Genomic DNA, 24,320 nt, shown 5'->3' with positions numbered 1-24,320 from the left:
ATCAGCGGTACGCTGCATCCGTTTCACGGTTGGCGGCGATTTCCGCTTCATAGCGGTCACCCACGGCCAGCAGCATCTCTTTGGTGTAATACAGGTCGCCGCGTTTCTCGCCGTGGTATTCCAGCACGTGGGTTTCCACGATGGAGTCCACTGGGCACGATTCTTCGCAGAAGCCGCAGAAGATGCATTTGGTCAGGTCGATGTCATAGCGCGTGGTACGGCGCGAACCGTCGTCACGCTGCTCGGACTCAATGGTGATCGCCATGGCCGGGCACACTGCTTCGCACAGTTTGCAGGCGATGCAGCGCTCTTCGCCATTGGGATAGCGGCGCAGCGCGTGCAGGCCGCGGAAGCGCGGCGAAATCGGCGTCTTCTCTTCCGGATACTGCACGGTGATCTTACGCGCGAACATGTACTTGCCCGTCAGGGCCATGCCTTTGATCAGTTCCGACAGCATCAGGCTGCCGAAGAAATCTTTAACTTTTTCCATTATTCGCTTCCTTACTTCCAAATATTCCACGACGTCTGCATGACACCGGCCACCAGCACCAGCCACACCAGGGTCAGAGGGATGAACACCTTCCAGCCCAGACGCATGATCTGGTCATAACGGTAGCGTGGGAAGGTACCGCGCACCCAGATAAACACGGACACGATGCAGAACGTTTTCACGAACAGCCAGAAGAAGCCGCCGAAACCGCCGCCGATATCCAGGAACTTGAATGGCGCATCCCAGCCGCCCAGGAACATGATCGAAGCCAGCACGCCGATCAGGATCATGTTGGCGTATTCGGCCAGCATGAACATCGCGTACGACATCCCCGCGTATTCCACCATGTGGCCCGCCACGATCTCGGACTCGCCTTCCACCACGTCGAACGGGTGGCGGTTGGTTTCAGCCAGGCCGGACGTCAGGTAAATCACGAACAGCGGCAGCAGCGGCAGCCAGTTCCACGACAGGAAGTTCAAGCCCATTTCCACCATGCGGCCTTTTTGCTGGCCTTGCACGATGTCGATGAAGTTCAGCGAACCGGACACCATCAGAATCACCACCAGCACGAAGCCCAGTGGAATTTCGTACGAAATCATCTGTGCCGATGCGCGCATCGCGCCCAGGAACGAGTATTTCGAGTTCGACGACCAGCCGGCGATAATGATGCCGTACACCTCCATCGACGTGATGGCCAGCAGCACCAGCATGCCGGCATTCACATTGGCCAGGATCGCTTCCGGACCGAATGGCACCACCGACCAGGCGGCCAGCGCCGGCATGATGGTCATGATCGGGCCGATCACGAACAAGCCTTTGGCGGCCTTGGTCGGGATCACGATTTCTTTCAACAGCAGCTTCAGCGCGTCAGCGATCGGCTGCAGCAAACCGCCGGGACCCACGCGGTTCGGGCCGATACGGATCTGGATCCAGCCGATCAGCTTACGTTCCCACAGGGTCAGGTATGCCACCAGCAACAGCAGCGGCATCATCACGCACAGCAGGCGAATCATGGTCCAGGCCAGCGGCCAGACCGGACCCAGCAATGCGGAACCCTGGGTTTGAATAACAGTTACGAACTCAGGCAACGCCATTACTTGGCCTCCTTGGCGATGGTGACAGGACCAAACATCGCGCCCAGAGCGGCGGTCGATGCGTGGGCGGCGGCAACGCGAACCACGTTGGCTGGCAAGCCTGCTTCAATCAGGGCCGGCAGGACGGCGGAGCCGTTACCCTGCGTGACTTTGACCTTGTCGCCGGCAACGATGCCCAGCTTGTCCGCCAGCGCTTTCGACACACGCGCCGATGGCGCGGCGCCGTCCGGGGTCGCCAGCAGCGGGCCGGAACGGCGCGCCAGCGCGTCAGCGAAGTGGATCGGCACGTCGGCCAGGCGTTCCAGCAGCGCTTCGCCGCCGGTTGGCGCCTTGGCAGCCACGGGAGCCAGCTTGGCTACGTTGTTCAGCTTGGCCGACAAGTCCGTCACGCCGGCGCCGAACAGCTCGTCGCGGATGGCTTCCGACGTTTCGTATTCGAAACCAGTCAGGCCCAGGATGTTGCCCAGCACGCGCAGCACTTTCCATGCCGGACGGGCATTGGCCAGCGGCTTGACGGTGCCGTTGAACGATTGCGCGCGGCCTTCCGCGTTGACGAAGGTGCCCGACGTTTCGCTGAATGGCGAAATCGGCAGCAGGACGTCAGCGTAGTCGGCGCCGTGCTTGAAGGCGGACATCACCACCACCATTTCCGCGCCTTTGACGGCGGCGATGGCTTGCTGCGGGTTGGCCGCATCCAGTTCCGGTTCCACGTTCAGCAGCACGTAGGCTTTCTTCGGTGCGGAGAAGGCTGGAACAGCTTGTTTTGCGTTCGCCCCGACCAGGTAGCCGCCGACCGTGTTGGCCGCTTCCACCAGGTAGCCCAGCTTGGCGCCGGTCTGGTCAGCGATCCACTGCGCGGCAGCATGCAGTTGCGATGCCTGTGGGTGCGCCGCGGCGGCATTACCCAGGAACACCGCCTTGCGCTCGCCGGACAGCAGCGAAGCCGCGATGGCTTTCGCAGCGTCCGACGCTTCGATACCGTCGAAGCCCGCAGGGGCAGCGATTTCTTTGGCGCTTGCTACGGCCACCACCACTTGCGACAGCGCAGCCAGCCAGTCGGATGGCGCAGCGATCAGTTTATTGGCGGTCGTGATCAGGTTTTCTTCATCCGCGCCATGCAGCACCGACAGTTTCGCACCGGCTTTGACAGCGGCACGGATGCGGGTAGCCAGCAGCGGGTGGTCTTTACGCAGGAACGAGCCAATGACAAACACGCGCTGCAGCGCCGTCACGTCGGCAATCGGCATGCCCAGCCATGGCTTGATCTGGCCGTCCAGTGCGAAGTCGGTCTGGCGCAGACGGAAGTCCACGTTTTCCGAACCGACAGCGCGGGTCAGCTTTTGCAGCAGGTGCAGTTCTTCCACGGTCGAATGCGCGGTCGCATACGATGCGATCGAATCCGCGCCGTGTTCGTGCTTGATGTTTTTCAGGCCGTGCGCCACGTATTCCAGCGCGGTTTGCCAGTCGACTTCTTTCCATTCGCCGCCCTGCTTCAGCATCGGCTGCGTCAGGCGCTCGTCGCTCGCCAAGGCTTCGTACGAGAAGCGGTCCTTGTCGGAAATCCAGCACTCGTTGACGGCTTCGTTTTCCAGCGGCAGCACGCGCATGACTTTGCCGTTCTTGACCTGAACGATCAGGTTGGAACCCAGCGAGTCGTGCGGCGACACGGATTTGCGGCGCGACAGTTCCCACGAACGGGCGCTGTAGCGGAATGGCTTCGACGTCAGCGCGCCCACCGGGCACAGGTCGATCATGTTGCCGGACATTTCCGACGACACGGCTTCACCGACGAAGGTGGTGATTTCCGAGTGTTCGCCGCGGCCGATCATGCCCAGTTCCATCACGCCGGCCACTTCCTGGCCAAAGCGTACGCAACGGGTGCACTGGATGCAGCGCGACATTTCTTCCATCGATACCAGCGGGCCGGCTTGCTTAGGTGCCACCACGCGCTTTTCTTCTTCGTAGCGCGACGTGTTCTTGCCGTAGCCGACAGCCAGGTCTTGCAGCTGGCATTCGCCGCCCTGGTCGCAGATTGGGCAATCCAGCGGGTGGTTAATCAACAGGAATTCCATTACGGACTTCTGTGCATGCACCGCTTTGTCGGAAGCGGAGCGCACAACCATACCGGCCGACACAGGCGTGGCGCAAGCAGGCAAAGGCTTAGGCGCCTTTTCCACTTCGACCAGGCACATGCGGCAGTTTGCTGCGATCGACAATTTCTTGTGATAGCAGAAGTGCGGAATGTAGGTACCCAGTTTGTTGGCAGCGTCCATCACCATGCTACCAGCAGGGACTTCGACTTTCTTGCCGTCTATTTCGATTTCAACCATGGTGATCGTTACGCAGGCTTAGAGGTAAGCGGGCACCAAGCAATGCTTGTGCTCGACGTGATATTCAAATTCTTCGCGGAACTGCTTGACGAAGGCGCGTACCGGCATGGCGGCAGCGTCGCCCAGCGCGCAGATCGTGCGTCCCTGGATGTTGTCGGCGATGGAGTTCAGCATGTCCAGATCCGACGGACGGCCCTGGCCGTGCTCGATGCGGTGGACCATGCGGTACATCCAGCCGGTGCCTTCACGGCACGGCGTGCACTGGCCGCACGACTCTTCAAAGTAGAAGTACGACAGGCGTTCCAGCGCTTTGACCATGCAGCGGGTTTCGTCCATGACGATGATTGCGCCCGAACCCAGCATCGAACCGGCTTTCGCGATCGAATCGTAATCCAGGTCGGTGTTCATCATGACTTCGCCGCGCACGACAGGCGCCGACGAACCACCAGGAATCACGGCCTTGATCTTTTTGCCACCGCGCATGCCGCCGGCCAGTTCCAGGAATTCCGCGAACGGCGTACCCAGTGGAACTTCGTAGTTGCCTGGACGCTCAACGTCGCCCGAGATCGAGAAGATCTTCGTGCCGCCGTTGTTTGGCTTGCCCAGCGCCAGGTAGTTTTCCGCGCCAATGTTCAAGATGAACGGGACGGCGGCAAACGTTTCCGTGTTGTTGATGGTGGTTGGCTTGCCGTACAGGCCGAACGATGCAGGGAAAGGCGGCTTGAAGCGCGGCTGGCCTTTTTTGCCTTCCAGCGATTCCAGCAGCGCGGTTTCTTCGCCGCAGATGTAGGCGCCATAACCGTGATGGGCGTGCAGCTGGAATGAAAATTCGCTGCCCATGATCTTGTCGCCCAGGAAGCCCGCTGCGCGCGCTTCTTCCAGCGCTTCTTCAAAGCGCAGGTATTCCTGGAAGATTTCGCCGTGGATGTAGTTGTAGCCCACGGTGATGCCCATTGCGTACGCGCCGATGGCCATGCCTTCAATCAGGGCGTGCGGGTTGTAGCGGATGATGTCGCGGTCCTTGAAAGTACCTGGCTCGCCCTCATCTGTATTGCAGACGAGGTACTTTTGACCAGGGAACTGACGCGGCATGAAGCTCCACTTCAAACCAGTAGGGAAACCAGCGCCGCCGCGGCCGCGCAGGCCCGAGGTTTTCAAGTCGGCGATGATGGCTTCCGGCGCGATCTTTTCTTCCAGGATGCGGCGCAATGCCGAATAGCCGCCACGTTTCACGTAGTCGGCCAGGCGCCAGTTGTCGCCGGTCAGATCCTTGAGGATCAGCGGCTTGATGTGACGGTCGTGCAGACAGGTCATTTCTTCAATTCCTCCACCAGGGCGTCGATCTTGTCGTTGCTCATGAACGAGCACATGCGGTGGTTATTCACCAGCAGCACCGGTGCGTCGCCGCACGCGCCCATGCACTCGCCTTCCATCAGCGTGAATTCGCCGTCAGCGGTGGTGTCGCGGTAGTCGATGCCCAGCTTGTCCTTCAAATGCTTGGCAGCGCGTTCGCCGCCGGACAAGGCGCATGGCAGGTTGGTGCACACGGTGATCTTGTGTTTGCCGACCGGCTTCAGGTTGTACATATTGTAGAAGGTGGCCACTTCCTGCACGGCGATAGCCGGCATGCCGATATAGTCGGCCAGTTCCTTCATGACTTCAGGGGAAACCCAGCCCAGTTCAACCTGGGCATGAGCCAGCGAGGCCATCACGGCCGACTGGCGCTGGTCGGCCGGATACTTGGCCAACTCGCGGTCGATTTTTTTATAGCACTGCTCAGTTAACAACATACGTTTGCCTCTCGCACTTAGCGTTCTTAGCGGTCAGGTTATCGGTCAATGCTGCCGAACACGATGTCCTGCGTACCAATGATGGTCACGGCATCGGCAATCATGTGGCCGCGTGCCATTTCATCCAGCGACGCCAGGTGGACGTAGTCTGGAGCGCGCAGCTTCATGCGGTATGGCTTATTCGCGCCGTCCGATATCAGGTAGACGCCGAATTCGCCCTTCGGATGTTCCACCGCGCTGTATGCTTCGCCTGGTGGTACGTGGAAGCCTTCAGTGAACAGCTTGAAGTGGTGAATCAAGGACTCCATGTTGGTCTTCATGTCCACGCGCGATGGCGGCGCCACCTTGCGGTTGTCCGTGATGACCGGGCCTGGATTGTTGCGCAGCCATTCCACGCACTGCTTGATGATGCGGTTCGACTGGCGCAGTTCTTCCACGCGCACCAGGTAACGGTCATAGCAGTCGCCGTTGGTGCCAACCGGGATATCGAAGTCCAGCAAGTCGTATACCTCGTACGGCTGCTTCTTGCGCAAGTCCCAGGCAATGCCCGAACCGCGCAGCATGGCGCCCGAGAAGCCCATTGCCAGCGCATCTTCCGGCTTGACGACACCAATGCCGACCGTACGCTGTTTCCAGATACGGTTATCGGTCAGCAGGGTTTCGTATTCATCGACATAGGTCGGGAAACGGCGCGTGAAGTCTTCGATGAAGTCCAGCAGCGAGCCCTGGCGGTTTTCGTTGAGTTCCTTGATGGTCTTGGCGGACTTGATCGGCGATTGCTTGTGCTGCGGCATCGAGTCCGGCAAATCGCGGTACACGCCGCCCGGGCGGTAGTACGCCGCGTGCATACGGGCGCCGGACACGGCTTCGTAGCAGTCGAACAAGTCTTCGCGGTCGCGGAACGCGTACAGGAACGGGCCCATGGCGCCCACGTCCAGCGCGTGCGCGCCCAGCCACATCAGGTGGTTCAGGATACGGGTGATTTCATCGAACATCACGCGGATGTACTGTGCGCGCAGCGGTACTTCCAGGCCCAGCAGCTTCTCGATGGCCATCACGTACGCGTGCTCGTTGCACATCATCGACACGTAGTCGAGGCGGTCCATGTAAGGCACGGACTGCAGGTACGTCTTTTGTTCCGCCAGCTTTTCCGTGGCGCGGTGCAGCAGGCCGATATGCGGGTCGGCGCGCTGGATCACCTCGCCGTCCAGTTCCAGCACCAGACGCAGCACGCCGTGCGCTGCCGGGTGCTGCGGACCAAAGTTCAGGGTGTAATTCTTAATCTCAGCCATGTTTTACTTCCCGTAGTTTTCTTCGCGGATCACGCGCGGCACGTTTTCGCGCGGATCGATGGTCACAGGCTGGTAGATGACGCGCTTTTGAGCTTCGTCGTAGCGCATTTCCACATAGCCCGATACCGGGAAGTCCTTGCGGAATGGGTGGCCCATGAAACCGTAGTCGGTCAGGATGCGGCGCAAGTCGTTGTGGCCTTCAAAGATGATGCCGTACATGTCGAACGCTTCGCGCTCGAACCAGTTCGACGAACGCCACAGCGGCGTGATGGATGCCACGACAGGCATCTCATCGTCCGGTGCAAACACGCGCACGCGCACGCGCCAGTTGTGCTTGACCGACAGCAGGTGCACGACGGCGGCGAAACGCTGGCCGTCCCACGCGCCTTCGCCGTAGGTGGAATAGTCGACGCCGCACAGGTCGACCAGCTGGTCGAACCCGAGTGCGGCGTTGTCGCGCAGCGTCTGCATGACGCCGTAGTAGTCAGCGGCGTTTTTCACCACCAGGGTGACTTCGCCCAGCGCGACCGTCACGGTAACGCGCTCGCCCAGCGCTTGAGCCAGGGCGGATTGCAATACTTCCAGTTGTGTACTCATATTTTTTCAGCGTCCCGATTAGCGTGCGATCGTGTTGGTACGCTTGATCTTGTTCTGCAATTGCAGGATGCCGTACAACAGCGCTTCCGCGGTCGGCGGGCAGCCTGGCACGTAGACGTCCACCGGCACCACGCGGTCGCAGCCGCGTACGACGGAATACGAATAGTGGTAGTAGCCGCCGCCGTTCGCGCACGAACCCATGGAAATGACCCAGCGTGGTTCCGACATCTGGTCGTATACCTTGCGCAGCGCCGGCGCCATCTTGTTGCACAGCGTGCCGGCCACGATCATCACGTCCGACTGGCGTGGCGATGGACGGAACACGACGCCGAAGCGGTCCAGGTCGTAACGGGCCGCGCCCGCGTGCATCATTTCAACCGCGCAGCAGGCCAGGCCGAACGTCATCGGGAACATCGACCCGGTACGCGCCCAGTTGATCAGCTTGTCGGCTGTGGTGGTGATGAAACCTTCGTTTAATACGCCTTCAATAGCCATGGCTTATTCCCAATCAAGGGCACCTTTCTTCCAGATATACCAAAAACCGACCACGAATTCAGCGATGAACACCATCATCGTGACAAAACCTTGCCAGCCCAGTTCGCGCATCGACACGCCCCATGGGAAGAAGAATGCCGTTTCCAGGTCGAACAAAATGAACAGGATCGCGACGAGGTAGTAACGCACGTCGAATTTCATGCGCGCATCTTCGAACGCTTCGAAGCCGCACTCGTAAGGGGACAATTTTGCAGAGTCAGGCTTGTGTGGACCGAGCAGACGGCCCAGGACCTGCGGGACGACGCCGACACCAATGCCGACGAGCAGGAACAGGAGGACGGGGAAATAATTTTCGAGGTTCACGGTGGTTGAGCTTAATGTTGAACGTTCGGTTGAATGTCACCGCGGAGTCAACCGCGGCGTGAGCGCCTGCCCCATACGGAACACAGCGTCGTTGCGGCCTTCCCACCGTGCAGCGCACTGGCTTCGTTGCCACGCCTGACTACGTTCAGTATGAAACAAGCTCTGTCGCTCAATCCCGGCCAGCGCTTATTTACTGCGCCGGATCTGAGCTAAACATCCTCGTAAAAAAACCAGCGGTTGGTCAGGGTTCACAACCCCAGCCTCCTTGCTGGCTTTTCTAATTATGGTGCCGACGACGAGACTCGAACTCGTACAGCTTGCGCCACTACCCCCTCAAGATAGCGTGTCTACCAATTTCACCACGTCGGCTTGTTTAAGGCCGCTATTCTAATCGAATTCAGCGTCTTTGTTAATGCGAATTGCGCTGAAACAAGAAGAAAAACGAACAAACTTGACTAAAATCCTAGAGTACTCCGATTACTTCTGCTGAGCCGGCGCCGAAGCAGGCGCAGCCGGAGCGGAGGCTGCCGAGGCAGCAGCAGGCGCTGCGGCAGGTACGCCATCATTGACAGCAGCCGGTGCAGCCGGCGCGGCGCCAGGGATCGCGTCAGCGCCTTTGACAGGCGCAGGTGCGGCCGGCGCAGCTTTGTAGTTCTCCAACACGCCACCGCCGGTGCTGCTGGCGCGGTGCGTTGCCATCGATGCCAGCGCCAGGGTCGCGCCAAAGAAGATGGCGGCGGCAATCGCCGTGGATTTCGACATGAAGTTCGACGAACCGCTGGCGCCAAACAGGCTGCCCGATGCGCCGGAGCCAAAAGCTGCGCCCATATCGGCGCCTTTACCATGCTGCAGCAGCACGAGGCCGATAATGGCCAGCGCCGACAAAACCTGCACGATGATGATCACGTTGTAAAAAGCGTTCATGTATCTCTATTCCAGTTAATTAATCTGCTGCGTAAATAATGCCAAGGAAGTCCGCCGGCTTCAGTGCCGCGCCGCCAATCAGGCCGCCATCGATATCCGGCTGCGCCATCAATTCTTTCGCGTTGTCCGGCTTCATACTGCCGCCGTACAGGATTTGCATGCCTTGCGCGACTTCCACGCTGCGGCTTGCCAGCTGCTTGCGCAGTTCAGCGTGCACTTCCTGCGCCATGGCCGGCGTCGCGGTCTTGCCGGTGCCGATCGCCCATACCGGCTCGTACGCCAGCACGATCTTCGCCAGCGATGCCGTATCCAGCACATCCATCACGGCTTGCAATTGCGCACACACGATGACATTGGTCTGGCCGGCTTCGCGCTGCTCCAGCGTTTCACCCACGCACACCACCGGCGTCAGACCCGCATTGACTGCGGCCAGCGCTTTTTGCGCCACCAGTTCATTCGACTCGCCGTGGTAAGCGCGGCGCTCCGAGTGGCCGACGATAGCATAGCGGCAACCAAAGTCATTCAGCATCGAGGCCGCCACTTCGCCCGTGTAGGCGCCAGCCGCGTAAGCCGACACATCTTGCGAACCCCAAGCCACCGGCGTGCCCGTCAACAGCTGCTGGCACTGCGCCAGGTATGGCGCCGGTGCACAAACCGCCGTATCCGCTTGTTGGGCCGATTTCGTGGCCAGTCCGGCAGTAATACCGGACAACAGCGTGTTGATGCTGTCGCGGCTGCCATTCATCTTCCAATTGCCGATTACAAGTTTGCGTCGCATAGTAGCCTAAAATTCAATAACCCGTTATTTTAGCGCGAGGCATTAATCGGGGTCAAAGAATACCGTTGCTTTGTTAAATGCCGTTTATGCGACTTGCAACATAATCTTGCCAATATGCGTCGAGCTTTCCATCAGTTGATGGGCCTCGGCCGCCTGCTCCAGCGGGAAGGTCTTGAAAATCACCGGCTTGATGGCCCGCTGTTGCAACAGGGGCCAGACAACTTCCTGCAGTTGCATCGCGATACGGCCCTTGAAGTCCGCGGAGCGGGGGCGCAGCGTGGAACCCGTGACCGTCAAACGGCGGCGCAGCACCTGCCCCATGTCCAGCGTCCCTTTGGCGCCACCCAGCAAGGCAATAATGGCAATTCGGCCATCATCGGCCAGGCACGCAATTTCACGGGGCAGGTAATCGCCGCCCACCATGTCGAGGATGACATCGACGCCCTTCCCCGCCGTCAATTCCTTGACGACCACAGCGAAGTCTTCCGTCTTGTAATTAATGCCCCGCTCGGCGCCCAGGCGCTCGCATTCGCGCGCCTTGGCATCGCTGCCTGCCGTGGCAAACACGCGGTGGCCCAGCGCTTTCGCCAGCTGGATGGCCGTCACGCCAATGCCGGACGTGCCGCCCTGCACCAGTAAGGTTTCACCTTCCGACAATTGCGCGCGGTCGAACACATTGCTCCACACGGTAAAGAAGGTTTCCGGCAGCGACGCCGCTTCCAGTGCAGACCAGCCTTGCGGCGCCGGCAGCACTTGCTGCACGGGCGCCGTGCAATACTCGGCATAGCCGCCGCCCTGCGCCAGCGCACAGACCAGGTCGCCCCGCTTGAAGGGGGTATTTGCCAGGTCTCCGCCGACGATTTCCCCCGCCACTTCCAAGCCAGGGATATCGGAGGCGCCCGGTGGCGGCGCATAACTGCCCATACGCTGGAACACGTCGGGACGGTTGACGCCGGCGAAGTGCACCTTGATCAGCACTTCGCCAGCTTTGGGTTCGGGAATGGGACGTTCGCACAGCCGCAGCACGTCGGGAGCGCCCGGCTGGGTGATTTCAATTGCGCGCATGGGGGACCCTTTCGAATGAAAGGGCGATTGTAACGTGGGCGGGCCGGGCGCGCAGCACACGCCCGGCCCGCCAGGACAGCTTAACCGCCTCCCGTGCGAGAACTGCGTGGCAACGGCGTATTGACCTTCCAGTTCGCCGACAGCATCTGCCCTTCCTCAATCTGTTCCGCCGTCATTTTCTTGACGATGGCCGAACGCTGCTCGGCCGCGTTGGCGTTGCCGGCCGCCGCCGACAAGTTCCACAGCATATAGGCCAGCACATTATCCTGCGGCATGCCACCGATGTGATACCGGTACATCAGCCCCAGTACTTGCTGCGCTTCCGCATGGCCTTGCTCGGCTGCCTTGCGGAACCACGTGATGGCTTGCTTATGGTCCTGGATCACGGCATTGCCGGTGTAATACATGGCGCCCACCACGTATTGCGCATCGGCCTTGCCTTTCAATGCCGCCTTGCGGTGCCAGACGAGCGCTTGCTTGTAGTCTTGCTGCACGCCGCGGCCCATGTAATACATTAAGCCAAGCAAATGCTCGGCGTCAGTATTGCCGGCGCGGGCCAGCGGTTCGATTTCTTTGTACGCAACCGCGTAGTTGCGGTTGTTATAGGCTGTCGCCCCTTCCGCGAAGCCGGCATGGGCGGGGCTTCCCAATATCCCCCATGCCACACCGGCCGCAGTCATCATCCTTAATAATTTTTTCATTGTTCTAAAGTTTTCGGTTGTCTCTTCCGATGACCGATACATTATTTCCAGCGCACCTTGCCCAGGCCATCGACGCTGACATTGCGGTTTTGCGGCTGTCCGTAGACAGTGACGGAACCCAGCCCGGACAGGCTCAAGGTGGCGTTTTGCTTCGCCGTCACGGTCGCATTGCCAAGGCCGCTCAAATCAATGGTCACGCTGTCTGCCTGGAATTGCTGCGCATTCAATCCACCCAATCCACCCAGGCTGGCTTTCAGGGTCTTGCTGCGTCCACCCAGCGTGATGTAGCCGGCGCCCTGCAAATCCAGTTCGATGCTGTCGTTGTCCGCCGCCCACACGTGCATGTTGCCCACACCGCCCAGGTTTGCGCGGATATTGCGGTAGTCACACGAGACCTTCATGCTGCCCGCGCCATCCAGGGTCAGCTGGATTTCGTCGCCTGAAAAGCCAGACACGTCCGTCGTACCCACGCCTTCGGACACCAGTTCACGCAGCGATGGCAACACCAGCTCAGCCTTGACTGTATTGCGGCCAAACTTGAAACCGTGTGATTCCGAGTCCAGGTGCAAGGTATCGCCTGCCTGTACTGTCGTGATTTTGGCGACGTAGCGTTTGTCTCCGGTGACGGTCAGCGATGGCGTATCGCCGCGCCGTAACTTCAAGTCAATTACACCGTCGAGCTTGACGCGTACGACGCGCGCATCAATGGCGCGGGATTCCGTCGTGTTTTCATCGGCGGCATTGGCTTCCATGGTTGAACCTGCAAAAAAGCCCAGGATGGCCAGCAGCGCGCCGAAGCGGAAAGATTTCATTAACATAGCGGGTTCCTCTCGATCACTGCCGGATTAACCCGCGAAGCCCGCCTTTTCTGCCGCAGTCAGGCGCTTGGCCGACACGACGACGACCGGCACTTTGCCGGCGATGTCCGGGCTGGCCACATACGATGGCTGTTCCAGCGTCGTTGCCGGACGTTTTGCAGGGCGCGCCAGCGCTTCCGACGTCAAGCCCACTACCAGCGCGGCGGCTACGAAGATGATTTCCATGTTTTTAGCGATATTCATTTTTATTCTCCCCTGATCTGTGATTGCTGAAGTATTGCGGTATGGTTGAACTATACCGATACGCCCTTTGATTCAGATCAGGATTGCGATGAACTGCAAAAAACGGGGACCAGACGTCGGTTTTCAGGCCATTTCACTGTTTTCAGGGCTGGCCTGCGTGCCGCAAGCATGGCAAAACCGGCTGAACGCACTCTTGCGGGCGCTGCAGGCGCCGCAGTGGTTGAACAGGCCGATACCGCAGTGGGGGCAAAAGTCGCGCGACGGGTCTTTCAAGTCGACTGGGCGTTCGCAGCCGGGACAGACACCCTTGTCCAGCCGCGCCAGCGCCACGTCATACGATAACGTCCGGCGGCGCTGGCTGTCCGGCAGCGCTTCCGCTGCCTTTTGCCGGTCCAGGTAGCGCTGCAGCGATACAATTGCCTGGCGCCCGATCAGCACTGTCAGCAAAATGCCGACGAGGTAGCGCACATAGCCGCCATAGCTGGGCAGGTACGGCACCAGTTCGACAAGAACGCAAACGCTGCAAAGTAAATAAAGCCCCACACAAACGGCCAGTACTGGCTCTTGCGCTTGTTGCGGAACAGCCAGATGGCAGCAATCAGCAACGGCAAGGTCAGCATCAGGCGGTAGCCGAAGACGCGCAATTCCTGCGCCCGCAAGGCGGACTGGTAGGCGCCCTGCGCCGCCTCGGCCAGCCTGTCCCATTCCTGCTGGGCTTTATCTTTCGCTTGCGATGCATCGAGGTGCGCCTGTTCCTGCGCTTCCACGGCAGAGAGCGCCTTGCGCTCGTCGGCTTTCAGGCTGTCAAGCTGCTGCGTGCGTTTGATGAGTTCCGGGTCTTGTTCCGGCCTGGCGGTGGCATGGCGCGTGGCCAGCCAGTTATCGAACGTTTCACGGGCCGACTGCGTATTGGCTTGCGCCACCTGATGCTGCTGGCGCGCCTGCTCCAGCGCCTTGCCGGCTGCGGACAGCCTGGCCTCTTCCTGCCTCAGCGCTTCGCGCACGGCGGGCGTGCGCTGCGGATCCATGAATTGTTCCAGCGCCAGCGGCTGCTCGACCGTCCCCAGGTTGTCGACGATCTTGCCGCCCAGGCCGATCAAGAAGCCGGCAAACGCAAACGCGACCAGCCACAAGCCACGCTGGAACCATTTTTCAGACAGGCGCAGGGCTTTACTCATGGGTACCTCCGGGGAATAGTTATCTCAATGATAACGCATTTTAGCAACGCGTTCAGAGGCCGCGCCGCCCTTCAAACAAGTCCGCCATGTCCCGCAAGCCGGCCGTCAGGCATTCCAGTGCGGCCGACACGCGCGGCACGCCGCGCAACTGGCGCGGTGTCAGCAGCCACAACTGAGAGCGGAATTCGGGCAGCGGCGGAGAAATGCGCCGCAGCTGCGCGCTGGAGTCGCCCAGGTAGCAGGGCAGGATGCCGATGCCCAAGCCGGCTTCCATCAGCCGCGCAACGGCCAGCGTGCTGGAACAGCGCACCGCCGCGCGCTGTATCAGCCCCTGCGCTTGCAGCCAGCGCGACGACGCCAGGTGCGCCAGTGTGTCGTCGACCGTGATCCATGGCTGCCGCTGCAGCGCGGCGGTATCGACGGCAGGCCAATCCAGCGGCGCATACATTGCCACGCCGATATCGCACACGACGCGGCCAATCAGGTCGCCCTCCGGCTCGCCGCCGGCGCGCAGCGCGATGTCCGCTTCACGCTGGCGGATATTGGCCAGCCGCTCATCGATCAAGAGATTGATGCTCACCTTCGGCAATGCGGCGCGGCAGCGCGCCAGCAGCGGCGGCACCACGTGCGGCACCAGCGTCTCGGTGGTGGTCACCGTCAGGCGTCCTTCGGCGGCCAGCGCACTGTCGCGGTCGAGCTCATGCAGGCGCTGTTCGAACTCCCCCGCCAGCGCCAGCAACGCCGCCGCCGCCTCCGTGGCACGGTAACCCTGGCGGCTGCGCTCGAACAGCGTGGCGCCGACGGCGATTTCAATGGCGCGGATACGGCGAAACAGCGTGGGATGGCTGGAGCCCAGCGCTTCGGCCGCCTTCGACAGCGAGCCATGGCGCGCCACGGCCAGCAGCACCTGGAAATCGTTCCATGCAAGCTTGTGTGTGTTCATGCGTTGTTCAATACTGAAAGCATGGTGTTCATCCGGCGCCTGTCGCCGCCCAGCCAGGGCCCTGACAATGCATCCATTGATTCAGTCATTGTCCAGGGAGAAATTCATGATCCGTCACATTGTATGCGCATTGGCCATGACGGCCATTGCAGCCACGAGCGCTTCATACGCCGCCGCGCCAGCGCCGTCATCGCCACCATCGCCGTCCTGTGGCACGGACGAATACCGGCAATTCGATTTCTGGGTGGGAAACTGGGAAGCGTACGACCGCGACGGCAAATTGCTGGGCCATACCCTGATTGAAAAAATCGAACAGGGGTGCGTGCTGCAGGAATGGTGGCGCGGCAATGGCCCGGAAAACGGCGCCGGCACCAGCTTGAGCATGTATGACCGCAAGCACCGGCTGTGGCGCCACGTGTGGACCAGCGCGCGCGGCAATTTCGCGCCGATCGGCGGCGGTTGGCAGGGCGGCCGCATGCTGATGACCGGTTATTTCGTCAACGACCAGGGCGAACGCGAGCTGCACCGCACCGTGTGGGAGCCGGAGGCAGGCGGCGTGCATCACCGCTGGGACAGCACCACGGATGGCGGCGCGACATGGCACGTGATCCACGAAGCGTGGCTGCGCCGCACCGACAAAACATTGGCAAAGTAAGGGGGCGATGAAGCCGCACCAGGATGTCAGACCGCATGCTCAGGATTGAACGCCCCGCCCGGCAAACTGATGGTGGCCATGAAGCCGCCTCCCGGCGCGTTGGCCAGCGCCAGTTCGCCGCCATGGGCTTGCACGATCCCCCGTGCAATGCCCAGCCCCAATCCCATGCCGCCGGCATTCTGGCTGCGGCCATGCTCCAGCCGCACATAGGGTTCGCACAATTCGGCCAGCGCTTCCTCCGGCACGCCGGGCCCGTGGTCGCGCACGACAATTTCAATATTGCCGCCCTTCTCGCGCACAGCCAGTTCCACTTGCTGTCCATAGTGCAGCGCGTTGTTGAGCAAGTTGCCAATGGCGCGCTTCAGCGCCAGCGGTTTCGCCGTGACTGTCAAGCCGGACGCATTGAACGTGACTTCATGTCCCGCCAGTTGCGCATCGCGCACCATGCGCCCCAGCAGCGCATCGAGCCGCACTTCCGTCGGGTTTTCATGGATATCGCTGTCCTTGACGGTTTGCAGCGCCCCTTTGACCATCATGTCCAGTTCATCGAGGTCGTCATGGAATTCCGCCTGCATCGCTTCATCGTCGAGCAATTCCGTGCGCAGCTTCAGGCGCATGATGGGCGTGCGCAAGTCGTGTGAAATCGACACAAACAATTTTTCGCGGTCGTCGATATAGCGCTGGATACGCTGGCGCATCGCGTCAAACGCACGCGCCGTATTGATGAATTCACGCGACCCGGTTTCCGGCAGCGCAGGCGGATTTTCTCCCCGGCCAAATGCCGCCGCCGCTTCCGACAATGCCGCCAGCGGCCTGGTAATCCAGCGCACGACAAGTATCGACAGCAGCAGCACAGCCGCCAGCGACAGCGCCTGCAGCAGCAGCCGGTCGCGCGTCAGCGGATTGCCTGTTTCCAGGAAATACGGATTCGGCATCAAGGTTGCCAGGTACAGCCAGTTGCCAGGCTCCAGTTCGGCCTGGATCACCAATACGGGCGCCGGACGGGCCAGGCGCACTTGCTGCGTCCACGCTTCGGGCAAATCCGTCAGCATGACGTCGCGCCGCGCCGGCAAGCGTTCCAGCCACGTAAAAGACATGCGGATGTCCGGCGTGTTCGGCAGCGCATCCTTCATCGACACGCGCAAATGCGCCAGCGCCGCATCGGCCAATTCCTGTCCTGTAATGGGTTCCACATCGACTGGCGCATCAATGATGTTGGCAAAAAAACGCGTACCGCCCATTTCGCGGAATTGCTGCAAAATCAGCGGCCGGTAATTCGGCGGCAGGCTGAGAAAAAACCGCACTGCGCCCGCCGCGCTTTTCCCCACATGCTGCGAAGCGGTCGCCACTTCCGCCAGCGCTTCTGCGCGGCGCTGCGTGGCCCAGATGAAATTGCCCGCCAATTGCGTCAACAGCACGCCGATGACCATCACCAAGGTCAGGCGTCCCCACAGCGATTGCGGCAGCAAACGCTGCAGCATGCGCTGCCAGCGCGGCACATGGCGCACAGCCTGCGGCGCGGGCGCCGGCGCGGCCGGCCGGTGGTGTTCACTAAGCATTGGACGACGTCACATCGGCAGAAAAGACATAACCGGCGCCGCGCACCGTCTTGATCAGCAGTGGGTGCTTGCCGCCATCATTGAGGCGCAGCCGCAGCCGGGAAATCTGCACGTCGAGGAAACGGTCCAGCGGCCCTGAATCGCGTCCCCGCGTGCCTTCACACAACGCGCTGCGGTCGAGGATATCGCCCGCGTGTTCGACAAAGTATTTGAGCAGCTGGAAGTCCAGGCCCGTCAGCGGCACCAGGTTGCCGTTCGGGTCCGTCACGGTGCGCTCCACCGTGTCCAGCGTAAAGCCGACGAAACGGTAATAGCGCGGCGCCGCGGCGCTATCCATGCCGGTGCGCCGGTGTATGGCTTTAATGCGCGCCAGCAGCTCGCGCGGGCTGTACGGCTTCGACACATAATCATCGGCCCCCAGTTCCAGCCCCACCACGCGGTCGGTTTCATCGGAACTGGCAGTGAGCATGATGATCGGCACGTTGGACCGGTGCCGCACGGTTTTGCACAGCACGAAGCCATCAGTATCGGGCAGCATGACATCCAGGATCACCAGCGACAACTCGTCCGCGTAGCGGTTGAATTCCGCGAGGAACGATTCGCCGTTATGGGCCAGGTACACTTCATACTGGTTTTTTTCCAGGTACGTTTTCAGCAGGGTCCGGGTTTTCTGGTCGTCGTCGACGATAAGGATTTTTCGCATAATGCAGCTCAATTTAATTTTTCGTGTAGGTGCGGGCAATCGCCCCGAGCCGGCGCTGCGCATCGGCCACGCTGACATGGTCATCTAGAAAATACCGGTGCACTTCCGCCACGATGGCGTCGCGCACGGTTTCATCGGTGGCCATGCGGTGCACCAGGCTGGGCACCTGCGCTTCCGGACCGCTGGTAAACAACTTCCACGATGCCCGCGCGCACGCATCCATTTTTGCCACCGGCGCGTTGCGCAATACGGGAATCGACCCTTTGATCTGGTTGTAGTCATTTTGCAGCGCCGGCGTGACAATCAGCGCGGCCAGCTTTTCCTGGTTGCCCCGGTGCGCATTGCGCGCCACCAGCATCGACAGCGTATCGATGTTGTACAAGTGGTAGCGTTCCGTGCCCGGCACGGTGGCGCAGCCAAAGCCGTCATCCACCGCCAGTCCGCGCGCCATCAGCTCCCCCTTGGCCCAGTCGCCCATCACCATCATGGCCGCGCGGCCTTCGGCCAGTTCACGCACGCCGGCATCCCACGTGCGCTCGGCAATCGCGGGACCCATCCATTTCTTCAGGCTGCGCAAGCGGTTCAGCGCGGACGCCAGCCGCGCATCGCTATAGGCCGCCGCATCGCGCTGCTGGAACAGGCTGCGGTAAAACGCCGCCCCTTCCGACAGCACCAATGTTTCAAATAATCCCGCCACCTGCCAAGGCTCGCTGCTTTGCACCAGCGGCGTTACGCCCAGCTGCTGCAATTTCGCGGCCACCCGTTCGAAATCATCCCACGTGGCCGGCGCCGCCAGTCCGGTGCGCGCCAGCAATTTGCGGTTGTAGAACAGGTTATTCATACGGTGGATGCCGACGGGCGCCGCATAGACATGGCCATCGGACTGGATCGCTTCGGCCACGGCCGGCAGCAGCACCTTGTCCCACTTGCCCGCTTGCGCCACCGCATCGAGGTTCTGCAACAATTCCAGCCGTGCCCAGTCCCGGATCACGATGCCGTTGACTTGCGCAACTTCCGGCGCATCCTTGGCCAGCATGCGGCTGCGTAGCACGATGGCGGCCGCCGCGCCGGATCCGCTGGGCACCATGCCGTCGCGCCAGCCAATATTGTCTTGTTCGGCCAGGCGCGCCGCGATCAAATCAACGGCTTTGCGTTCGCTGGCGGATTGCCACCAGTGCAGCACCTGCAGCGAATCGGCGCGCGCAGGCGCGCCGCCGGCAATAAAGCAGGCGGCAACGGCAAGTGCTGCGATTACTGGTGCGCGGTTCGTCTCCGTCATGTGCTCCGAGCCGGCTCGTTGTCCGGTCCTTGTAGTTTTGCATTCTGTGGTGCGGGTCAGACTATAACTCATTGATTGATTGGATCGTTGGTAAGGATGCGAAGCATTTTGCAAAGAAGCGCAACGATTTATTGCGAAATGTTGCAGCCGCCGCCGCCGCCCGCACTGGGAGCATTGTAAGGATATGTTAGCGCGCGCGCCGCCGAGAAATAACTTAATTCAAGCAAATCAAGTACTTAACATACAAACAAGAGCCTCTCCGGGCTTTGCTGGAATCACATTTTTTCCACGGTTATTGTCCGTACCAGCAGCACTGAAAACAACAAACCGGAGACTCACAACGATGAACCGCAATACCCTCCTGAAGACCCTGCCCGCCGCTATCGCTCTTGCCGTTTCCTGCGGCGCGGTCCAGGCCAGCGACCACGATAACGAAGGCTTCCACGGCTACCTGCGCGCAGGCGTCGGCACCAGCAACCATGGCGGCACGCAAAGCTGCTATGGCCTGGGCGGCATCACCATGTCGTACCGCCTCGGTAACGAGTGCGACAGCTATTTTGAAGGCGGCTATACCAAGGAAGTCGCCAAGGCCGCCAACGGCGCCAGTTTCGTGGCCACGCTGTGGGCCAGCGCTTACAAAAACAGTTCCGACTTCGGCGACGCGAAACTGGGCCTGGCCAAAGCCTACGTGGAAGCGCGCAACGTGCCGGAATTGAATGGCGGCGTCGCGTGGATCGGCAAGCGCTACTACATGCGTCCCGACATCCACATGCTGGACCTGCAATATATCAATGAAAACGGCACGGGCGGCGGTATCGACCGTTATCCAGTAGGCCCGGGCAAAATCAGCTACGCTTTCTTCAAGGACAATGATTTCAACACCACCGACCCGCTGACGGGCAAAGTCACCAGCTCGTCGGCCGCGATCCGCCAAAACATCAACTACGAAGGCTTGCCGGTCAACCAGGATGGCACGCTGGACTTCGCAGCGTCCATCATTTCCGCCGACGGCAACGACAAGAACACGCACGGCGGCTGGCAATTGTCGGTGTTCCACCGCCAGGACAAGGTACTCGGCGGCGGCAACACGGTCGGCGTGCAATATGGCGTCGGCCCCGGCACCGGCATCAATGGCCCATGCTGCGCCCGTATCGGCCCATCGGGCAGCACGCTGCTGGGTTCTGACTACACCCGCCTGCGCATCTTCGATTCCCTGTGGATCCAGCCTACCCGCGATTACTCGATGGAATTCGTGGCCCTGTACCAGCGCGACAAGAATGACAAGACCGGTTCCACCACGTGGACTACCGTGGGCGCCCGTCCTGTCTATGCGCTGAGCGACAACTTCAAGCTGCAGGGTGAACTGGGTGTCACCACCCTGAAAGCCGACGCAACACCCGGCACGGCGCGCCTGACGAAAGTGACGCTGGCGCCGACCCTGGGCCTGGGCCGTGACTACTGGTCGCGTCCTCAGTTGCGCTTCTTCGTCAGCTATGGCAAGTGGAACAACGCGGCGACGGCGCTCGTCAACGCCTTCAACAATTCCGGCCCTGTGTATGGCAAGGACACGAGCGGCGTGTCGTATGGCCTGCACATGGAAGCCTGGTGGTAATCACTGATAAAGCAATCGCTGATAAAACTTTCGGAGACAAGACATGAAACTCAAGACCCTCGTATTGGCAGCTATGCTGGCTGCCGGTTCGGCGCAAGCGGCGCCGCAAGTGGAAGTGCTGCACTACTGGACGTCCGGCGGCGAAGCCAAGTCCGCTGCGGAACTGAAGAAAATGATGGAAGCCAAAGGCGTGGCATGGAAAGACTTCGCCGTGGCTGGCGGCGGCGGTGAAAATGCTGCGACTGCGCTGAAAGCCCGTGTCATGGCCGGCAGCGCGCCGACCGCCGCGCAAATCAAGGGCCCGTCTATCCAGGAATGGGGCCAGGAAGGCGTGCTGGCCAACATCGACCAGGCAGCCGCCGATGGCAAGTGGGATGCGAACCTGCCGCCTGTCGTGACCAATGTGATGAAGTACAAGGGCCATTACGTGGCTGTGCCGGTCAACGTGCACCGCGTGAACTGGCTGTGGGTCAATCCTGCCGTGCTGGCGAAAGCCGGCGCCAAGGCGCCAACGAACTTCGATGAATTCTTTGACGCGGCCGAAAAAATCAAGAAGGCCGGCATGGTGGCCGTGGCCCACGGCGGCCAGCCATGGCAGGATGCGACCCTGTTTGAATCCGTGGTGCTGGGCACGGGCGGCGCCGACTTTTACAAGAAAGCGCTGGTGCAGCTGGACCAGGCCAGCCTGACCAGCCCGACCATGGTGAAAAGCTTTGAAACGCTGGCCCGCATCAAGACCTACATCGACAAGGATGCGGCGGGCCGCGACTGGAACCTGGCCACCGCCATGGTCATCAACGGCAAGGCCGGCATGCAATTCATGGGCGACTGGGCCAAGGGTGAATTCTCGGCGGCGGGCAAAGTGCCGGGCAAGGATTACCTGTGCATGGCAGCGCCGGGCACGGAAAAAGCGTTCACCTTCAACATCGACTCGCTGGCGATGTTCAAGATGAAGGGCGCCGACGACCAGAAAGCGCAGCTGACGCTGGCCAATGCCGTGATGAGCCCTGAATTCCAGGAAGTGTTCAACTTGAACAAGGGTTCTATCCCGGTCCGCGCCGGCGTGCCGCGCACCAAATTCGACAGCTGCGCCACCAAGTCGATGGATGACATGGCGTCCACCAGCAAAGGCGGCGGCCTGGTGCCATCGATGGCGCACGGCATGGCAGTTGACACGGCCAAGGCAGGCGCGATCCAGGACGTGATCGCCAAGTTCATGAGCACCACCATGACGCCGCAGGCAGCAGTGCAAGCGCTGGCGAAGGCTGCGAAAACCATGTAATGCCCTGTGGCCTGTCCCGTTGTAAAAGCCGGCAGGCCACACTCCGTAGGGCGGTTCTGCCGTCGAGGCAGGGCCGCCAGGCGCCGCCAGCGGCGCATGCATGGCGGCTTGGCCTCCCGGCCAAACCGCCCTACGAGTGACGATCACGTCACAGCAAAGTTCCCAGGAGATTCACCATGTCCGCAACACCCCTTTCTTCCACCGTGCGGCCCGTTGCGCCGCCCGCCAAAGCGCCGCCCCCGCGCAGCGCCGCCAACGACAGTTACGTTCCCCCATCGCTTCCCGCCACCAGCCGCTTCGGCGCCTTGGCCGATGAGTGGCTGCCGCGCCTCGTGCTGTCGCCCACCATCGTTGCGTCGCTGGTCTTTGTCTATGGTTTCATTGCGCTGACCGCGTACCTGTCGCTGACCGAATCGCGCATGATGCCCAATTTTGAATTCGCCGGCCTGGTGCAGTATGAGCGCCTGTTCGGCATCGAGCGCTGGTGGGTGTCCGCCTCCAACCTCGGTATTTTCGGCGGCCTGTTCATCCTCGTATGCCTGGCCATCGGCCTGATGATGGCCGTGCTGCTGGACCAGCGCATCCGCCACGAAGGCGCATTGCGCGCAATTTACCTGTACCCGATGGCGCTGTCGTTCATCGTGACCGGCGCGGCATGGAAGTGGATTTTGAATCCCGGCCTGGGCCTGGAAAAAATGATGCACGACTGGGGCTTCACGAACTTCACGTTTGACTGGCTGGTCAATTCCGACATGGCCATTTACACAGTGGTGATTGCCGGCGTGTGGCAATCGTCCGGCTTCGTGATGGCGCTGTTCCTGGCCGGCCTGCGCAGTGTCGATGATTCCATCATCAAGGCGGCCATGGTCGATGGCGCCAGCCTGCCGACAATTTACCGCCGCATCGTGATTCCGTCGCTGCGTCCAGTCTTTTTCTCCGTGCTGCTGGTGCTGGCGCACATTGCCATCAAGAGCTTCGACCTGGTGATGGCGCTGACGGCGGGCGGTCCGGGCACATCGTCCGACGTTCCCGCCATCTTCATGTATCAATTTTCATTCACCCGCGGCCAGCTGGGCCTGGGCGCCGCTTCCGCCATGATGATGCTGGCCACCGTGCTGGCCGTGCTGGTGCCGCTGATGTACCTGGAAACAAAAGGAGCCCGCCATGGCCGCTGATATCAACCTCAACCTGCGAACTTCCGCAATATTGTCGCTGCACATGGAAACAGGAGGAGACTGCCATGCCCTCTGATATCCAATCCCTCGATGGTGAACGCATCACCATCGGCCGTGTCGCCATCTATACCCTGCTGGTGCTGGTGGCCCTGTATTACCTGGCGCCGCTGTATGTGATGCTGACCACGTCCGTAAAAACGCTGGACCAGATCCGCGACGGCAATTTGCTGGACTTCCCGCTGGCCCCAACCACGGCGGCATGGAGCAAGGCGTGGTCAACGGCTTGCACCGGCGTGCGCTGCGAGGGCCTGGCGCCCTACTTCTGGAATTCCGTGCAAATGGTGGTGCCGGCCGTGCTGATTTCCAGCCTGATTGGTTCGCTCAACGGCTATGTGCTGGCGCACTGGCGCTTCCCCGGCCACAACGTCGTGTTCACGGCGCTGATGGTGGGCTGCTTCATCCCGTTCCAGGTCGTGATCTTGCCGATGGCGCGCCTGCTGGGCATGGCGGACCTGGCCAATACGACGACGGGCCTGGTGGTGGTGCACATCATTTATGGCATCGCCTTCACCACGCTGTTCTTCCGCAATTACTACGTGACGGTGCCCGATGAACTGGTCAATGCCGCGCGTATCGATGGCGCAGGCTTCTTCATGATCTACCGCCGCATCATCTTCCCGCTGTCGCTGCCGATTTTCATGGTGTGCTTCATCTGGCAATTCACGCAAATCTGGAATGACTTCCTGTTTGGCGTGGTGTTTGGCGGCGCCGATGCGCAGCCAATTACCGTGGCGCTGAATAACCTCGTCAACACGTCGACTGGCGTGACTGAATACAACGTCAACATGGCGGCAGCCATTATCGCGGCACTGCCGACCCTCGTGATCTACATGGTCGCAGGTAAATACTTCGTGCGTGGCCTGACTGCCGGCGCCGTCAAGGGATAATTAGGAG

24 protein-coding genes, 1 tRNA gene and 1 pseudogene are annotated in these 24,320 nt (G+C 60.9%); 5 read left to right on the top strand and 21 right to left on the bottom strand.

The window, feature by feature from the left end:
• Window position 1: 1 nt before the first annotated feature.
• The 18 genes and pseudogenes from nuoI to GM668_RS08780 form a co-directional block, all read right to left on the bottom strand.
• Window positions 2-490, bottom strand: a complete 489-nt coding sequence (gene nuoI, locus GM668_RS08865; RefSeq protein ID WP_155438597.1) for an NADH-quinone oxidoreductase subunit NuoI — start codon at window positions 488-490, stop codon at window positions 2-4.
• An 11-nt stretch (window positions 491-501) separates the two neighbouring features.
• Window positions 502-1,584: an NADH-quinone oxidoreductase subunit NuoH gene (gene nuoH / locus GM668_RS08860; RefSeq protein WP_155438596.1), complete on the bottom strand. Its 1,083-nt coding sequence runs from the start codon at window positions 1,582-1,584 to the stop codon at window positions 502-504.
• Window positions 1,584-3,914 carry an NADH-quinone oxidoreductase subunit NuoG gene (gene nuoG, locus GM668_RS08855; protein ID WP_155438595.1) on the bottom strand — a complete coding sequence of 777 codons (2,331 nt, stop codon included), beginning with the start codon at window positions 3,912-3,914 and terminating at the stop codon, window positions 1,584-1,586. The genes nuoH and nuoG overlap by 1 nt, the downstream gene beginning before the upstream one ends.
• Window positions 3,915-3,932: 18 nt before the next feature.
• Window positions 3,933-5,228 (bottom strand): NADH-quinone oxidoreductase subunit NuoF, encoded by a 1,296-nt coding sequence (gene nuoF, locus GM668_RS08850; RefSeq protein WP_155438594.1) that lies wholly within the window; start codon window positions 5,226-5,228, stop codon window positions 3,933-3,935.
• Entirely contained in the window at window positions 5,225-5,704 is a 480-nt protein-coding gene (nuoE, locus tag GM668_RS08845) for an NADH-quinone oxidoreductase subunit NuoE (protein ID WP_155438593.1), read from the bottom strand. The genes nuoF and nuoE overlap by 4 nt, the downstream gene beginning before the upstream one ends.
• Window positions 5,705-5,742: 38 nt before the next feature.
• Window positions 5,743-6,996, bottom strand: a complete 1,254-nt coding sequence (locus tag GM668_RS08840; protein WP_155438592.1) for an NADH-quinone oxidoreductase subunit D — start codon at window positions 6,994-6,996, stop codon at window positions 5,743-5,745.
• 3 nt (window positions 6,997-6,999) lie between these two features.
• The gene (locus GM668_RS08835; RefSeq protein WP_155438591.1) at window positions 7,000-7,593 is read right to left on the bottom strand and encodes an NADH-quinone oxidoreductase subunit C; all 594 of its coding nucleotides are present in this window, start codon (window positions 7,591-7,593) and stop codon (window positions 7,000-7,002) included.
• An 18-nt stretch (window positions 7,594-7,611) separates the two neighbouring features.
• On the bottom strand, window positions 7,612-8,088 hold the full coding sequence (locus GM668_RS08830) for a NuoB/complex I 20 kDa subunit family protein (protein WP_155438590.1): 477 nt from the start codon (window positions 8,086-8,088) through the stop codon (window positions 7,612-7,614).
• 3 nt (window positions 8,089-8,091) lie between these two features.
• Window positions 8,092-8,451, bottom strand: a complete 360-nt coding sequence (locus tag GM668_RS08825; RefSeq protein WP_170305558.1) for an NADH-quinone oxidoreductase subunit A — start codon at window positions 8,449-8,451, stop codon at window positions 8,092-8,094.
• 284 nt (window positions 8,452-8,735) lie between these two features.
• A tRNA-Leu gene (locus GM668_RS08820) sits at window positions 8,736-8,820 on the bottom strand.
• 108 nt (window positions 8,821-8,928) lie between these two features.
• Complete coding sequence (secG, locus tag GM668_RS08815; protein ID WP_155438589.1) at window positions 8,929-9,375, bottom strand: preprotein translocase subunit SecG; 447 nt, start codon at window positions 9,373-9,375, stop codon at window positions 8,929-8,931.
• A gap of 19 nt (window positions 9,376-9,394) precedes the next feature.
• Window positions 9,395-10,153 carry a triose-phosphate isomerase gene (tpiA, locus tag GM668_RS08810; protein ID WP_155438588.1) on the bottom strand — a complete coding sequence of 253 codons (759 nt, stop codon included), beginning with the start codon at window positions 10,151-10,153 and terminating at the stop codon, window positions 9,395-9,397.
• Between the two features lie 84 nt (window positions 10,154-10,237).
• The gene (locus GM668_RS08805; protein ID WP_155438587.1) at window positions 10,238-11,218 is read right to left on the bottom strand and encodes an NAD(P)H-quinone oxidoreductase; all 981 of its coding nucleotides are present in this window, start codon (window positions 11,216-11,218) and stop codon (window positions 10,238-10,240) included.
• 80 nt (window positions 11,219-11,298) lie between these two features.
• Window positions 11,299-11,919: a tetratricopeptide repeat protein gene (locus tag GM668_RS08800; RefSeq protein WP_155438586.1), complete on the bottom strand. Its 621-nt coding sequence runs from the start codon at window positions 11,917-11,919 to the stop codon at window positions 11,299-11,301.
• Between the two features lie 41 nt (window positions 11,920-11,960).
• A complete protein-coding gene (locus tag GM668_RS08795) occupies window positions 11,961-12,737 on the bottom strand; it encodes a GIN domain-containing protein (RefSeq protein ID WP_371868665.1) in 777 nt (258 codons plus the stop codon).
• A gap of 27 nt (window positions 12,738-12,764) precedes the next feature.
• A complete protein-coding gene (locus tag GM668_RS08790) occupies window positions 12,765-12,980 on the bottom strand; it encodes a hypothetical protein (protein WP_155438585.1) in 216 nt (71 codons plus the stop codon).
• A 123-nt stretch (window positions 12,981-13,103) separates the two neighbouring features.
• Window positions 13,104-14,158, bottom strand: a pseudogene (locus tag GM668_RS08785) (serine endopeptidase).
• A gap of 52 nt (window positions 14,159-14,210) precedes the next feature.
• The gene (locus GM668_RS08780) at window positions 14,211-15,101 is read right to left on the bottom strand and encodes a LysR family transcriptional regulator (protein WP_155438584.1); all 891 of its coding nucleotides are present in this window, start codon (window positions 15,099-15,101) and stop codon (window positions 14,211-14,213) included.
• A 106-nt stretch (window positions 15,102-15,207) separates the two neighbouring features.
• Here GM668_RS08780 and GM668_RS08775 point away from each other — a divergent pair, with 106 nt between their 5' ends.
• Window positions 15,208-15,756 carry a hypothetical protein gene (locus GM668_RS08775; protein ID WP_155438583.1) on the top strand — a complete coding sequence of 183 codons (549 nt, stop codon included), beginning with the start codon at window positions 15,208-15,210 and terminating at the stop codon, window positions 15,754-15,756.
• Between the two features lie 26 nt (window positions 15,757-15,782).
• Here the strand turns inward: GM668_RS08775 and GM668_RS08770 are convergent, their stop codons facing one another.
• The 3 genes from GM668_RS08770 to GM668_RS08760 form a co-directional block, all read right to left on the bottom strand.
• On the bottom strand, window positions 15,783-17,237 hold the full coding sequence (locus tag GM668_RS08770; RefSeq protein ID WP_155438800.1) for a sensor histidine kinase: 1,455 nt from the start codon (window positions 17,235-17,237) through the stop codon (window positions 15,783-15,785).
• A 70-nt stretch (window positions 17,238-17,307) separates the two neighbouring features.
• The gene (locus tag GM668_RS08765; protein ID WP_371868674.1) at window positions 17,308-18,021 is read right to left on the bottom strand and encodes a response regulator; all 714 of its coding nucleotides are present in this window, start codon (window positions 18,019-18,021) and stop codon (window positions 17,308-17,310) included.
• A 10-nt stretch (window positions 18,022-18,031) separates the two neighbouring features.
• Entirely contained in the window at window positions 18,032-19,297 is a 1,266-nt protein-coding gene (locus GM668_RS08760; RefSeq protein WP_155438581.1) for an ABC transporter substrate-binding protein, read from the bottom strand.
• 343 nt (window positions 19,298-19,640) lie between these two features.
• Here GM668_RS08760 and GM668_RS08755 point away from each other — a divergent pair, with 343 nt between their 5' ends.
• The 4 genes from GM668_RS08755 to GM668_RS08740 all read left to right on the top strand — a co-directional run bounded on the left by GM668_RS08755 (window position 19,641) and on the right by GM668_RS08740 (window position 24,313).
• Window positions 19,641-20,909: a maltoporin gene (locus tag GM668_RS08755; RefSeq protein ID WP_155438580.1), complete on the top strand. Its 1,269-nt coding sequence runs from the start codon at window positions 19,641-19,643 to the stop codon at window positions 20,907-20,909.
• Between the two features lie 43 nt (window positions 20,910-20,952).
• Window positions 20,953-22,191 carry an ABC transporter substrate-binding protein gene (locus GM668_RS08750; protein WP_155438579.1) on the top strand — a complete coding sequence of 413 codons (1,239 nt, stop codon included), beginning with the start codon at window positions 20,953-20,955 and terminating at the stop codon, window positions 22,189-22,191.
• Window positions 22,192-22,367: 176 nt separating this feature from the next.
• A complete protein-coding gene (locus GM668_RS08745; RefSeq protein WP_155438578.1) occupies window positions 22,368-23,366 on the top strand; it encodes a carbohydrate ABC transporter permease in 999 nt (332 codons plus the stop codon).
• Between the two features lie 65 nt (window positions 23,367-23,431).
• A complete protein-coding gene (locus GM668_RS08740) occupies window positions 23,432-24,313 on the top strand; it encodes a carbohydrate ABC transporter permease (protein ID WP_155438577.1) in 882 nt (293 codons plus the stop codon).
• Window positions 24,314-24,320: the final 7 nt, after the last annotated feature.

It is taken from the genome of Pseudoduganella ginsengisoli, assembly GCF_009720865.1.
GTDB classification, from domain to species: Bacteria; Pseudomonadota; Gammaproteobacteria; order Burkholderiales; family Burkholderiaceae_D; genus Rugamonas; species Rugamonas ginsengisoli.
Note: the sequence above shows the minus strand (reverse complement) of the source record. Positions and strands in the feature narration are given on the sequence as shown.